The organism is Emticicia aquatilis, assembly GCF_014644295.1.
GTDB lineage: Bacteria > Bacteroidota > Bacteroidia > Cytophagales > Spirosomataceae > Emticicia > Emticicia aquatilis.
On sequence record NZ_BMKK01000001.1, the window covers coordinates 170,950 to 185,683 of the forward strand.

A 14,734-nucleotide genomic window follows, 5' to 3' on the forward strand; every position below is an offset into this window, starting at 1 on the left:
AACGACCCATATAATAAACGACCCATATAATAAATGTATCGTTCCGATGGAACTTGATTTACCCTTATAATTACTACCATCGATTAAAATCGACGGCTACAAAATCAATCGAGCCGATGGCTCTGCGTAACATCAGATACTATCAATAAAGTTTCTTTGAACTTCCATAGCGTGTTCCTCCCTCTCCCGTGGGAGAGGGGGTGAAAGGGTGAGGGTGTTTTCGTAGTAACAAGCCCTCCTTCCTTTCCTCTTCTCCCGCAGGAGAAGAGGAGGTCACAAAAAATTAGAGTAATTTTGTTTATATATCTCTTCAAAACCGAAACTCAAAAATATTTTATTCTGCTTTGGTATTAACTAATGGTAAATTTATTTGTCAAAACCGCCCAATAACATTGCATTTCTTTTGTTTTACCATTTTCTATGATTTATCTTTTTAATAGACATTTTCTCTAAAATATATCATTCTTGTAGATTAAATATACTGCCTTCTAAAAATATTCAATAAAATTTCTCTGATTTTCTAACAATTTGTTTCAACAATTAATTTATAATTTTAGTATATTTGCATGCTCATCCAAACAGACCATTCATGCAGTTTCATACCCCAAAGCATGAATCAATTCAAAAATAAACTCCCCTTCAGGGGCAGGGGGTTTTTCACCGATGAAAGTAAACCTTATTACGCAAGAATCCTTTGAAAGTCGCCATCATGGCAAAAGCGATGCAGAACTCCAAGCCATGTTTAAAAGCATTGGTGTCGATTCGCTCGAAACACTCATCAACGAAACTGTTCCTGCTGGAATCCGTTTAAAAAATCCACTCAATTTGCCAGAAGCAAAGTCGGAAGTAGATTTTTTAGCTGACTTCAAAGCATTGGCTCAAAAAAACAAAGTTTATAAATCATTTATTGGTACGGGCTATTATGATACCGTTGTGCCAAATGTGATTTTAAGAAATATACTCGAAAATCCTGCGTGGTACACAGCCTACACGCCTTATCAGGCTGAAATCGCCCAAGGACGTTTAGAAATGCTATTGAATTTCCAAACGATGGTGATTGAGCTAACGGGAATGGAAATTGCTAACGCTTCTTTGCTCGATGAAGGTACTGCTGCCGCCGAAGCCATGACGATGCTTCACAGTGTGCGTCCTGCTACCAAGAAAAACGCTCAAACCTTCTTCGTTTCAGAACTTTGTCACCCACAAACAATTGATTTGGTAATTGGTCGTGCAAAACCTTTGGGAATTAATGTTGTGGTTGGTAATCACGCAACTTATGATTTAACCAACGAAGATTTATACGGAATTTTATTGCAATACCCAGCCACAAACGGCGAAGTGTATGACTACACCGATTTGATTGCTGCTGCTCACGAACTCAATGTATTTACTGCCGTAGCGGCCGATTTATTGTCATTAACGCTCCTCACTCCTCCAGGTGAAATGGGTGCTGATGTGGTAGTTGGTTCAGCCCAACGTTTGGGAGTGCCGATGGGTTATGGTGGCCCTCATGCGGCTTTTTTTGCTACAAAAGATAGCTTCAAACGTCAAATCCCAGGTCGTATTATTGGTGTTTCGGTTGATGCCCAAGGTAATCGTGCTTTGCGTATGGCTTTACAAACTCGTGAGCAACACATCCGTCGTGAAAAAGCAACTTCAAATATCTGTACTGCCCAAGTTTTATTATCGGTGATGGCTTCGGCTTACGGTGTATATCACGGGCCAAAAGGTTTGACAAATATTGCAGCTAAAATCAATGGTTTGACCAAACTTTTTGCTGAATCAGTTGAAGGACTCGACTATCAAGTATTAAATAAAAACTATTTCGATACCGTAACGATTCATACCGAAGACAACAGCAAAATCAAAGCAATTGCCGAGAAACATGAGGTAAATCTTCGTTATTATGCCAATGGAAATGTGGGCGTTTCTTTCGATGAAAGAAAAACCATCAAAGACGTTGAGCAATTATTAAATATTTTTGCCGAAGCGGGTGGAAAAAGCACCAACATCAACTTAAAATCTGAAGTTGAAATTGGTTTTGGCGTAGGTCTAAACCGTACTTCTGATTTCATGACCCACCCTGTGTTTAGTAGCTACCACACCGAACACGAAATGTTGCGTTACCTAAAATCTTTAGAAAACAAAGATTTATCGTTGGTTCACTCAATGATTTCGTTGGGAAGTTGCACCATGAAACTCAACGCTACGGCCGAGATGATTCCTGTAACTTGGCCAGAATTCGGTCAAATTCACCCATTTGCTCCAAAAGACCAAACCGAAGGTTATCAAGAATTATTCAAAAACTTAAACGATTGGTTGTGTGAAGTAACGGGCTTCGCTCAAATGTCGTTACAGCCAAATTCGGGAGCTCAAGGCGAATACGCAGGTTTGATGGTGATTCGTGCTTATCACGAAAGCCGTGGCGATTCGCACCGTAATATTGCCTTGATTCCATCGTCGGCTCATGGTACAAACCCAGCATCGGCCGTAATGGCGGGTATGCAAGTAGTTGTGAGTAAATGTGATGAAAAAGGAAACATCGACGTTGCAGATTTGAAGGCAAAGGCTGAGCAGTATTCAGCAAACTTGGCTTGTTTGATGGTAACTTACCCATCGACACACGGGGTTTTTGAAGAATCTATCAAAGAAATTTGTGCTTTGATTCACGAACACGGCGGACAAGTTTATATGGATGGTGCAAATATGAATGCCCAAGTTGGTTTGACTTCGCCAGCAACTATCGGAGCAGATGTTTGTCACCTCAACCTACACAAAACATTCTGTATTCCTCACGGTGGTGGTGGTCCAGGAATGGGGCCAATCGGTGTAGCACAGCACTTAGCTGAGTTTTTACCAACCAATGCCGTTGTGGATATGGGTGGAAAATCGGGTATTCACGGAATCTCGGCTGCTCCTTACGGAAGTGCAAGTATCTTGACTATTTCTTACGCTTACATTGCCATGATGGGCGGTGAAGGCTTAACAAATGCCACTAAAAATGCGATTTTGAATGCCAATTACATCAAATCTCGTTTGGAAGGCGAATACCAAATTCTTTACACCGCCGATAGCGGACGTTGTGCCCACGAAATGATTGTTGATTTACGTCAGTTCAAAACTTCGGCAGGCGTTGAGGCCGAAGACGTAGCAAAACGTTTGATGGATTATAATTTCCATGCTCCAACGCTTTCGTTCCCAGTTGCGGGTACAATCATGATTGAGCCAACTGAATCAGAATCGAAAGCTGAACTCGACCGTTTCTGCGATGCACTTTTGAGTATTCGTGAAGAAATCAGAGAAATTGAAGCAGGAAATGTAGATAAAGCCGATAACGTATTGAAAAACGCTCCGCACACAGCGGCAGTAGTTTTGGTAGAAAATTGGACAAAAGCTTATTCGAGAGAAAAAGCGGCGTACCCACTACCTTACGTAAAAGCCAATAAATTCTGGGCAACCGTTAGCCGCATCGACTCGGCTTATGGTGACAGAAATCTTATCTGTGCTTGTGAACCTGTGGAGGCTTATGCTGAGAATTGATAGGATAAAACTTAACAAAAATGCCTTGTTGATTTCATCAGCAAGGCATTTTTGTTAATCAGGAAAATAATCATAAATATCTTTTCTATGAAGTACTCGGCTCAGTATAAGTTCATCTGCAATCATTAAGAAACCAATTCTGTAATTCCCCAATCTTATTCGATAGGCATTTTTGTAGCCAGTCATTTTTTTGAGGTTCTTAATTTGTGATAAGCTATCAACTTGTTCTAATTCGAGTAAAATATCTTTAATTTCGAGTTGTATTTCCTTACCCAACTTCTTGGCATCACGTACAAAACTTCCCTTAATAACAATTTTCATTTACCTAAAGCATCTAAAAAATTATCTTTTTCTGCTTCTGTCAAGGTTTCGCTTTTTAAACCCTCTTCCATTGCCACGAACAATGCTTTATCTTCTTGTTCTTCTGTCAAAACTCGGTTCTTAATTTTAGTGCGAATACTCAATAGCTTCGCCATTTTCTTAAAAACCTGTACTTGTTCGGGTTGTATATTTTCCAGAATTAAATCCATCGTATTATCTTTATTAATGAGCAAATTTATTGGTTTTTTGTTTTATTAACAAGATGCCTCTATACTAATAACAGTTTAACAATACATTGGCTACTACTATTTTCTCAAATTTAAACATTATTTTCATAACTCTTCAAATATTTATCACTTCAATTCTCCGAACACCCAGCAATCTGTGCTTGGAAAGTGCTACCTTGTTTGGCTTCAAAATTGGGTTCGAGCAAAATATATTTTCCTGCTGAATAGGTTACTTTTTGGTTGGCATTGATGGCATTATTGGCATTGGCTTGTATCCAATCCCACGATTCTATTGTGGCGTTTGGCAATCTGTTTTCTTTTTCTAACACCAGTTGGCTATTGCAGTTGGGTGGTAGTGGTAGCGTACTCATGTAAATGCCTCGTCCGTGTGTGCCTACCGCCAAAACTCGGTCAGTTGAACGATACACCAAGCCATCGCAGCGTACATTGGCCAAGCCCGTGTTTGTCGGTTGCCAATTGGGGTTAGTTGACGAAATATCTGGTGTCTGCCAAACACCCAACTCAGTAGCCAAAAATACTTGTTTGCGGTCGAGCGGATAAAAAACTGCGGCTCGCACGGGCATATCTTCCAAGCCAGAACCTGTTTGGTCTTTGTTTACCCAGGTTGTGCCACCATCGTTGGTCAACCAAACCGAAGAAATACCATAATTTGAAAACGTCACCAACAAATTATCATCGGTTGCACCAATATCAATACACGAAATAGTGGTGTTTCCAGCAGGTAAACAAGCATTATCAATTTGCGTAAAGTTCTGACCAGCAATGCCTGCGTTCGTAATTTTATAGATTTTACCACCTTTGCAGCCAATAAATAAGGTATGGTCGGTCTTGCCAGCTTTCATAAACGTAATATCCATTTTTACGTTTACGGTCATGCTACCCAAGACTGTCCCACCACCAACATCCGTCACTCTTGAAAGGCGAGTTGTAGTAGAAGTAGTATCGGAGTATGAATAAAAAACATTGATTTTATCATTATAAGCCGCAGGATTCAGAAACTTACCTTTATCACCATCAATGACGATAGATTCTGTGAAATCTCCATTTTGGTTATGCAGTTCATAGACATTTTTAATACCCGAAATTATCTGCACATTTGGGTTATCTCGGTCGATAAAACAGATATAACCATCGCCACTAAAGATGGCTACATCAGTGCCAGTTCCTTGCGTAAAAATCGGTGGATTGATTCTTTGTGAACCATTATCTTGCGTTCCGCCAATGGCGTAGCCGCTTCCTGCAATATTTTTTACGGCCACACTATAAAACTGAGCCACATTATAGCCTTTGGTTCGGCGTTGAAAAGTTGGCTCGGTAGTAGCTGCATTTCCATAATTATTTGATACAAAAACGCCTCCATCATTACCAATCAGCACTTGGTCGGGGTTATAAGGGTTAAAAACAATCGCATGTTGGTCGGGGTATGGAAGTCCATAATAGAGCATCACCCAGTTTGCACCGCCATCGGTCGTTTTGGCGAGATTCGTACCGCCCGCAATCACTACGTTGGGGTCGGTTGGATGTACCGACAAAATCAGATTATACCAACCTTGATTCGATGTAAAATTTGGTGCTGCAATATCTGTCCAAGTGCTACCAGCATCGCTCGATTTCTTAAACCATTTGATTTTTCCAGTATTTGGGGGTGAATCTCCATAAGTAGAAACCGCATAAATTACTTGCGAACTTCCCGAAGTGGAGGGAGCTAAAGCCAATTCAGTTCTTGCTCCAGTATTATCGGGCGTGATATTTGTCCAAGTTGACCCTTCGTCGGTTGATTTATAAATGCCACTTCCCGAAGAGGTAATTTTACCAAAAGTTGCAAAAATCGTTTGGTCGGAGGCAATTTCTAAATCAGCGGCAAAAGTTGAGCCAATGGTGGGTAATAAAACTTGTTGCCAAGTTGTGCCATTATCAGTTGAGCGATAAACGCCGTTTTGTGTAGCAGCAAAAACTTTTCCATTAGTGTTTACTGCTATATCTTGAACAAAATAAAAATCGGAATTGGAAGCGGTTGAAGGTAATTGTTGCCAAGTTGTACCGTTATTGGCAGAATACCAGATGCCTGCCCCACGAACAGCATCAATATTTTGCCAACCTTCTCCCGTACCTACGTACATTTTTTGTGGAGAGTTTGGGTCAAATGCAATGCAAGAAACCGCCAAATTTGCCCAAAAATCATCAATTTTTACCCATTGCTGATTAGCATCGGTGAAATCATTATTATACCAAAGTCCGCCCGCTACTCCCCCAGCCCACACTCTTTTATGATTGGCATCATTGGGGTCGAGAGCTAACGCTCGTGTACGCCCACCTGCATCCGATGGCCCCATTTCGTACCAATTCATTGAAGAGGATAAACGGCCTTTCTGTATTTTCTCTTGTAGATTTTTTCTTGCCGAAACCAATCGCTCAAGTGGAACTACTCCTGTGGCGGGGTCTTGTGTGATTTCGGTTTCAAACCTTGCTCGTTCGTAGGGATTCTCATGAAATTCTTTCTTTTTTTCTTGCCCCCAAACATTGAAAACTGAGAACAGAGCCACAGCGATAATGTAAGATTTGTGCATAAAAAATGCTCATTAAGTGAGATACTAAAGTCGTAACTTTTCACCTGATGAGCAAATTTATTTATTTTCTGGTAGTTTATCTTTTTAAGCGTATGGCGATTCTCCTTCTTGTAGATATTGCCCAATATTAAAACTGATACCTTCAATTACTTCAATATCTTGGTGCCAGTTAGCTATTTGCCAGTTTTCGTCTTTAGTAGCAATCATTACTTTTTTACTTTCCGAAATAACCCAAATCACTTTTTCCACACCAAAAGCTAAAAGTTTATCAGTTTTTAAGTTAATATAAGCCTCAGGGAATTCAAAATCTTCAATATCAGCATCAATATCTACTTCTATCTGAATTTTTGGTGGAACACTCGCATAATGTTTATCAGCAGCTTTTAAAGGCAATTTTGAGGTTTCAAAAATAGCAATATCTGCTGATAAATTGGTTTTCTTCTCTAAGTGTAGCCCTTGCTCATTTGTCAATATATGATATCTTTTCTCATCCAGATTTCTGAACAAAATCCTAAGCATATATTGGATAATCATATTTTGTAATGTACTTGCACCCATGATTTCGCTAATTTTCTTTGTTCCACCCAATACTTCTCTGTAACCTTTATAATAGATAGGTTTTCCATCAATTACTTCATAAATCAACGAGGCTGGAATTTTCTTTGCTGGAATTTTTGGGAGCTTTTTATTTAAATTTCTGACTGCTACCATATTATTTGATTTTTGCTTTCGTAAATTTAAAACAAATAGTCTCTTTTTTTCAAATAAACCCTAAAATTCTTCTCGTAGAATTACTTTCTTTGCAAATCATTGACTAACCAAAATCCCTATGAAAAACAAAAACACCATTATCGGAGCTGCATTTCTAATGGCCACTTCTGCTATTGGTCCAGGTTTCCTGACTCAAACTACGGTTTTTACTCAGCAACTAACCGCCAGCTTTGGCTTCGTGATTTTTCTTTCAATTTTGTTGGATATTGGTACACAACTCAACATTTGGCGAGTAGTTTCGGTCAGTAGAAAACCCGCCCAAGAGTTAGCCAACGAGCTTTTCTTTGGAATGGGATATTTGTTAGCGATTTTGATTGTTGTGGGTGGTTTGGCGTTTAATATCGGAAATGTAGCAGGTGCAGGCTTGGGCTTCGAGGTTCTTTTTGGAATTGATGTAAAAATCGGGGCGGTCATTAGTGCGGTGATTGCTATCGGTATTTTTATTTCGAAAGATGCAGGCAAAGTCATGGATAGTTTTACCAAGGTTTTGGGGTTCGTCATGATTTTATTGATTCTCTACGTAGTTTTTGTATCGAATCCACCAATTTTTGAGGCAGTTCAACGTACGTTTATTCCTCAAAAATTTGATGCGTTGGCTACTGTTACACTCGTGGGAGGTACAGTTGGTGGTTATATTACGTTTTCGGGAGTGCATCGCTTGATAGATGCTGGCATCAATGGAGAAGAAAATCTACCCGAAATCAACCGCAGTGCTACAACTGGTATTTTAGTAACAGCCGTGGTCAGATATTTACTCTTCTTGGCTTCACTGGGCGTGGTTGTAGCGGGCTTTACCTTGAACAAAGACAACCCTCCAGCATCGGTTTTTCAGAGTGCGGCGGGCGAAATTGGCTATAAAATCTTTGGAGTAGTTATTTGGTGTGCGGCCATTACTTCAGTAGTTGGAGCGGCTTATACTTCGGTTTCTTTCTTGCGTACTTTTCACCCCAATTTCGAGAAATACAATCGACAAATCATTATCGGTTTTATTGTTTTTTCTACTATTATCTTTGTTTTGGTCGGAAAACCTGTAAAAACGCTCGTTTTTGTTGGAATGCTCAACGGTTTTGTACTACCAATTGCATTGGCTATTATGTTGATTGCCAGTAGAAAATCCCGCTTGATGGGTAATTACAAACACTCATTAGTTTTACAGATAATTGGCTGGTTGGTAGTGGTAATTATGTCAGCGATGGTGATTTACGGACTATTACCTCATTAGTTTCTACCTTAGAAGTAGCTCTAAGAATTGTTAAAGCACTGGCTATTAATACCACATTTTTGATGATGTATTGGCCAGTAAGCGTCAGCACCAATGTATTTTGCCAAGTATCTTTTGGTAAGAAAAGTAACGGCAAAAATGTGGTAAACATCTGTAAAATAAATACTCCAAAAGCCACTTTTGTAAGGCTCGGTATCAACCACAAAACACCAATTACGCACTCAACGACACCCAAAAAGACCAAGAAATGCTCAATAGGCATCAAGGAGGCAATAGTTGCTTGGTGTAAATTAGTGACTAAACCTTCGGCAGGAGAAATATGAATAATTTTTAGGAACCCAAACCAAAAGAAAACTACAAATAAAGCGACACGATTCCACCAAATGATGTTAGAAGAAATAGAAAGCGGATTCAACTGTTTGTAATTACTTGCCATAAGATTAATGTGATTTTTTAGGCAAGTTATGGCGAGTTTTCGGGGCAATTTATGATTTTCGTCAAGTATTAAGGATTTTTCAGAATGCTTCCCCGATAGTTGCATAAAAATTTCCTTTACCATAAGGCGAAAGAGCATAATCAAGACGAAGATTGAGGTGATTTTTTGTGGCGATTCTTAGCCCTGCCCCATAAGTAAACTTGGGTTTATTCAATCGTAAAAAACTATCTTCTTGACTCCCCAAAAATGCCATCGAACCAAAAGCCACTGCTCCCAAACGTTTCCAAATCTCTTGTCTGATTTCTTGCTGAATTATCAGAGCATTTTTATCTCTAAAATATCCTTCAAAAATTCCACGCATCCGAGACTGTCCACCCAAATAAGCCAATTGATTGAAAGGAACATCGCCAATGTTAGCAGTAAACACATAATTACTGGCCAAAACTGTCTTCTTTCCCAAACTATTGTAATTAGCAATGTCGGCCGAAATCTTCGTAAAATTTCGGTTTCCTCCAAATACTCGACCAGAAGGAACAATGAAGGCTTCTCCAAAAACACCTTTTCTTGGATAAAAAACTTGGTCACGGGTATCTCGCAAAATACTCATTCCCAAACCCAACGTTCGGGATTTCTTACTTCCGTTTATTCGCCCCGAAGCCAACTCTCCGCCTGCAACCGTTGATGTGACATTATAATTTTCAAAATTAAGCCTTAACCCTACATAGGTATTTGCATTAATCGCCCTCGATGCCAATAGCCTTACTCGCTCATAATCAGCATCATATTTTTCTTCGGCAACACGATTTTCACCGATTCCCGAATAGATATAATTATAGCGAAACCAGCCATTTTCTGACGAAAAATAGTATTTATTATTACGTGTAAAAATTTTGAATGGGAAGAAAATCAGAATTTGTTTATTCTGGGTATAAGTAGCCCCAAACGAAATCTGGGAAGGCTTTGCTCCGATAGAATCTCTCGAAAAACCAAAAGTAGCTACACCGCCTACTCCTCCACCAAAACGAGTTTCGGGTAGCCTAAATACAACTGGCAAAGCAATAATACTTTTATTTCTTAATAGTTTCTTTCGGGTGGAATCTTGTGCAGAAATAGTATGAATAAAACTCAATAATATAAAAAACAAAATGTAATACTTCATGTTTGGAGGTCGAATTATCAATAAATCAATAACTCATTTACGTTTAAAAGTTGAATATAGACTTTTATCTTCTTCCAACTAAAAACGAATTTCAGCATGATTTGTTTCGGCACTACCTTCATTCTAACCTATATCGAATTTTTCTTTGGTGTTGTACCAACAAACTCCTTCAAATAAAAAGGCTCAAAATCGGCAACATTTTCAAATTGTTGTTGCTCAAAGGCACCATTGGCTAATGCACCAATACTTTTGGCCGATGGATAAATAGTGTGGTTCAAGAAAACAGCGTTCGGATTTGCTCCCAAAGTAGTTCGGCATTTTTCGGCACCATCACCAAAAAAGATTATTTGATGCTTTTCGAGTAAATCCGCAAACGAAGTTTCGTCAATGATTTTGGCTTGTGTTGGCTCTATAACTTCAAGTGAATCAGCCTTATAAACAGCACAATAAACCTCCATCCGTCGAGCATCAAGCATCGGGCAAAGGAGATTTACGATTGAAGATTGAAGATTGGTTACTGGATTTTGAGCATCTGATTTCAAATCAAAAATCGAAAAAGCCATTGCCTCCAACGTATTGATAGCAATCAAAGGTTTTTCGAGGGTGAAACACAACCCTTTTGCCGTAGAAACACCAATTCGTAGCCCCGTGTAAGAACCTGGGCCTTTTGCAACGGCGATGGCATCAACCTCTTGGAGTTTCAAACTGGCGGTTTTTACTACATGCTCTATGAGCGTAGTGAGCATGCCTGAAGAAGATTTTTCATTATATAGTTCACTGACAGAAAGCAACTTACCATCTTGATGAATGGCAGCCGAACAAGCCTTCGTAGAAGTTTCGATACTGAGAATAATGGGCATTATCAAAAAATGTAGAATGTAGAATGTAGAATGTAGAATGATGTCAAGACTCATACTACATTCTATCGCCCAAAATTACTCAATATTTTTGTTCCCCTTTAGGGGTTAGGGGTTTTATTTACTCCTAATCGCAATTACGGGGTCCAGGCGAGCAGCTTGCCAAGCGGGGATAATTCCAGAAATTACCCCTATCAAACTTGCAATGATGATTCCAAAAACGATATTCCCCGAACTAAGTACAATGTCAAGTGTTCCGAGTGGTAAGAAACTTAATAGGTACACTAACAAGATTCCGAAGAAACCACCGATAAGGCATAAAAAGACCGATTCGAATAAAAACTGAAAGAGTATAAAGAAGTTTTTGGCACCCAATGATTTCTGAATACCGATAATATTAGTACGCTCTTTTACGGAGACAAACATAATGTTGGCAATTCCGAAACCACCAATTAGCAACGAAAACAATCCAATAAAGAAACCACTCGTACGAATCGTTCCAAATAACTGGCCAAGAGCTGCTGCGGCTGCTTCAGGTCGATTAAGAGCAAAACTATCTTCTTGCGATGGGCGTAAACCTCGTTTCGTACGCATCAAGCCTGTTGTTTCACCTTCTAATTCAAAAAGTCCTTCATCATTATCAAAACCTTTCAGCACAATATCTCCGTATGGTTCACCAGAAGAGAAAATACGTTTGTGTGACAAAAACGGGATAAATACTTTTTGGTCAGGTTCGCCACCAAAATCGGCAATTTGCTTCCCTTTTCGTTCCTGCACGCCAATAACTGTAATATTTTGCCCTTTCATCTTAAAAGTCTGCCCGATTGGGTCAGAATCTGGAAAAAGAGCATCAGCAATATCTGCACCCAGAATCCCAACATTTCTACCTGATTCAACTTCTTGCGGAGCAAAATAACGACCATTGACAATCGGAACCTCGGTGATTTCAGTAAAATCGTAAGTAATTCCTTGGCACAGAGCCTCAATACTGTTGTTTCCTTTTTTGCACGAAACCCCACCCGCAAAATCCATCATCGCTACGGCTTGGGCATTTTCAAGATTATCTTTCAAATATTTGAATTCGTCGTATTTAGGTTCGGGACGACGAAAATATTTCCACCACGGATAATCGCCTCCACCAAAAAACCATGGCCATTTCTGTACGTAAATTACATTCGTACCAATCGAACTCAAACTTCCCTTAATATTCGATTCGAGCGAATCCACCATCGTATAAACCCCAATAATTGAGAAAATACCGACCGTTACGCCCAAAAGGGACAAAACTGTACGCAAAAGATTTTCTCGTAGGGCATTCATCGCAAAACGAAAACTCTCGAATATTAGTAGGAATACTTTCATATTTTCTCGCCCCGCAGGACAGTTTTTTTGAATTAATAATTTTACGAAAATAGGTCTGTGAAATTACTTTCGGAAATGAATTTCGTCAATCAGTAGTTTTTAGTAAATTAACGGCAAATTTCAAGGATATGTGGGGCGAATCTCCAAATTCGCTTTGTTAAGTTGTCACATATTTAAAACAGCGAACTGGGAAGTTCGCCCCACAGAAAACATCAATAAACATGAAGAAAAACCTTTCCCTTCTTACTCTTTTTTTAGTTTTTTTTGCTATTGCGTGTACAAATAAGCCTGTTCAAACGACTGATGGCACATCGAGCAAATCAAAAGACTTATTTGTACTTTTTGAAGAAGACCCTAATCAAAAAGCATTTTTCTCCGACCGTAAAGGTGTAATCGGTCAAAACGGAATGGTAGCATCTGCTCACCCAGAAGCCTCGAAAGTAGGTGTAGAAATCATGAAAATGGGCGGAAATGCCATTGATGCGGCTGTCGCTACGCACTTTGCATTGGCCGTTGTGTTTCCGTTCGCAGGCAACTTAGGCGGCGGCGGCTTTGCAGTTATCAGAGATAAAAATGGCAAAGCATATACGCTTGATTTCAGAGAAAAAGCACCACTCAAAGCTAACCGAGATATGTATCTCGATGCTAAAGGCGATGTGATTCAAGGTTTAAGTTTGCTTGGACATTTGGCAAGCGGCGTACCAGGGGCAGTTGACGGCATGGTAGAAATACACAAAAAATTCGGAAAATTATCGTGGGAAAAAGTTGTGCAGCCAGCCATTGACTTAGCTGAAAAAGGTGTAATTCTAACCGACCGTGAAGCATTGGGGCTAAATAATAATAAACAAACCTTCAAGAAAGTCAATGGTGAAAACACACCTTACTTTATGAACCCAGAAAACCGTGATTGGGTGAAAGGAGATGTGTTAATCCAAAAAGATTTAGGAAAAACACTTCGCATTATTCAACAAAAAGGTCGTAGCGGTTTTTATGAAGGCGAAGTAGCCGATTTACTGGTCAATGAAATGAAAAAAGGTGGTGGCATTATTTCGCACGAAGACCTTAAAAAATATCATTCAGCTTGGCGTGAACCAATCGTGGCTGATTATAAAAACTACAAAATCATCACGATGCCACCATCTTCGAGTGGTGGGGTAGCTTTGGTACAGTTACTAAGAAGTGTCGAGCAATATCCGCTCCGTAAGTGGGGCTTTAATTCCGACTCAACCGTACAAGTAATGATTGAGGCAGAACGCCGTGTTTATGCCGACCGTGCCAAATGGATGGGCGATATGGATTTCGTGAAAGTACCCATGAAAGAATTGATGAGTCGTGAATATCTGAAAAAACGCTGGTCTGATTTCAATTTTGCTAAAGCAACCGATAGTAAATCAATTGATGGTGGTACAATTCCAGGGTATGAATCAAACGAAACAACGCACTACTCGGTAGTTGATAAAGAAGGCAATGCAGTTTCGATAACAACAACGCTTAACGGTGGCTATGGTAGTAAAGTTGTTGTTTCGGGAGGTGGATTTTTGATGAATAACGAAATGGATGATTTTAGCATTAAAGCTGGAGTACCAAATATGTTTGGATTATTGGGGAATAAAGCCAATGAAATTCAACCCGAAAAACGTATGCTTTCGTCAATGACACCAACGATTGTAGAAAAAGACGGAAAGTTTTTGATGGCCGTTGGAACGCCTGGTGGCTCAACAATCATCACATCGGTTTACCAAACTATTTTGAATGTAATCGAACACGGAATGACAATGCAGCAAGCAGTAAATGCCCTTAAATTTCATCACCAATGGTTGCCCGACCGAACAGTTTATGAAGCAAACGCTTTTAGCGAAAAAACATTAAATGCCTTAAAATCAAGAGGATACATCATTGACGCCCAAAAAGGCACACTCGGAAGAATGGACTGCATCATGCTGCGTCCAGATGGCACACTCGAAGGTGCATCTGACCCTCGTGCCGATAATACAAGCGTGGGATACTGAAAAAGTGCTGAGCTTTGAATTCTGAGTTCTGAGTTATTTGCTATCTGATTTTTTAACTCAGAACTCTAAACCGCACGGGCGGCCCCGTCAGAATTCAGAACTCTATTTAAGAATTCCCTTCGCAATCAAATACGGGATTATTAGCCAAAGTAAGCCTTTTATCAAAAAAAACAGAAAACCAGCCCACCCGAGCCGCTTAAACCATTGCTTAAATTTCGACTGTTCTTCCATTCAAATTCTCT

11 protein-coding genes are annotated in these 14,734 nt (G+C 39.7%); 3 read left to right on the top strand and 8 right to left on the bottom strand.

The window, feature by feature from the left end; translation table 11 throughout:
- Window positions 1-663 precede the first annotated feature (663 nt).
- On the top strand, window positions 664-3,540 hold the full coding sequence (gene gcvP, locus IEX65_RS00715) for an aminomethyl-transferring glycine dehydrogenase (RefSeq protein WP_188763646.1): 2,877 nt from the start codon (window positions 664-666) through the stop codon (window positions 3,538-3,540).
- A gap of 54 nt (window positions 3,541-3,594) precedes the next feature.
- On the opposite strand, the gene IEX65_RS00720 is transcribed toward gcvP, so the two are convergent.
- From IEX65_RS00720 to IEX65_RS00735, 4 genes are all read right to left on the bottom strand, one after another.
- On the bottom strand, window positions 3,595-3,861 hold the full coding sequence (locus tag IEX65_RS00720) for a type II toxin-antitoxin system RelE family toxin (RefSeq protein WP_188763648.1): 267 nt from the start codon (window positions 3,859-3,861) through the stop codon (window positions 3,595-3,597).
- Entirely contained in the window at window positions 3,858-4,070 is a 213-nt protein-coding gene (locus IEX65_RS00725; RefSeq protein WP_188763650.1) for a hypothetical protein, read from the bottom strand. The genes IEX65_RS00720 and IEX65_RS00725 overlap by 4 nt, the downstream gene beginning before the upstream one ends.
- Before the next feature lie 149 nt (window positions 4,071-4,219).
- A complete protein-coding gene (locus IEX65_RS00730) occupies window positions 4,220-6,676 on the bottom strand; it encodes a 3-coathanger stack domain-containing protein (protein ID WP_188763652.1) in 2,457 nt (818 codons plus the stop codon).
- Window positions 6,677-6,760: 84 nt separating this feature from the next.
- A complete protein-coding gene (locus IEX65_RS00735) occupies window positions 6,761-7,387 on the bottom strand; it encodes a Uma2 family endonuclease (RefSeq protein WP_188763654.1) in 627 nt (208 codons plus the stop codon).
- Window positions 7,388-7,505: 118 nt separating this feature from the next.
- Between IEX65_RS00735 and IEX65_RS00740 the strand changes: the two genes are divergently transcribed.
- Window positions 7,506-8,669, top strand: a complete 1,164-nt coding sequence (locus tag IEX65_RS00740; RefSeq protein WP_188763656.1) for an NRAMP family divalent metal transporter — start codon at window positions 7,506-7,508, stop codon at window positions 8,667-8,669.
- On the opposite strand, the gene IEX65_RS00745 is transcribed toward IEX65_RS00740, so the two are convergent.
- From IEX65_RS00745 to IEX65_RS00760, 4 genes are all read right to left on the bottom strand, one after another.
- Entirely contained in the window at window positions 8,629-9,105 is a 477-nt protein-coding gene (locus IEX65_RS00745) for a hypothetical protein (protein WP_188763658.1), read from the bottom strand. The genes IEX65_RS00740 and IEX65_RS00745 overlap by 41 nt on opposite strands.
- A gap of 79 nt (window positions 9,106-9,184) precedes the next feature.
- Window positions 9,185-10,264 carry a BamA/TamA family outer membrane protein gene (locus IEX65_RS00750; RefSeq protein ID WP_188763660.1) on the bottom strand — a complete coding sequence of 360 codons (1,080 nt, stop codon included), beginning with the start codon at window positions 10,262-10,264 and terminating at the stop codon, window positions 9,185-9,187.
- A gap of 128 nt (window positions 10,265-10,392) precedes the next feature.
- Window positions 10,393-11,124, bottom strand: a complete 732-nt coding sequence (tsaB, locus tag IEX65_RS00755; RefSeq protein WP_188763662.1) for a tRNA (adenosine(37)-N6)-threonylcarbamoyltransferase complex dimerization subunit type 1 TsaB — start codon at window positions 11,122-11,124, stop codon at window positions 10,393-10,395.
- 114 nt (window positions 11,125-11,238) lie between these two features.
- The gene (locus tag IEX65_RS00760) at window positions 11,239-12,483 is read right to left on the bottom strand and encodes an ABC transporter permease (RefSeq protein WP_188763665.1); all 1,245 of its coding nucleotides are present in this window, start codon (window positions 12,481-12,483) and stop codon (window positions 11,239-11,241) included.
- Window positions 12,484-12,704: 221 nt separating this feature from the next.
- On the opposite strand from IEX65_RS00760, the gene ggt reads away from it, so the two are divergent.
- Entirely contained in the window at window positions 12,705-14,492 is a 1,788-nt protein-coding gene (ggt, locus tag IEX65_RS00765; RefSeq protein ID WP_188763667.1) for a gamma-glutamyltransferase, read from the top strand.
- The last annotated feature ends 242 nt before the right edge of the window (window positions 14,493-14,734 follow it).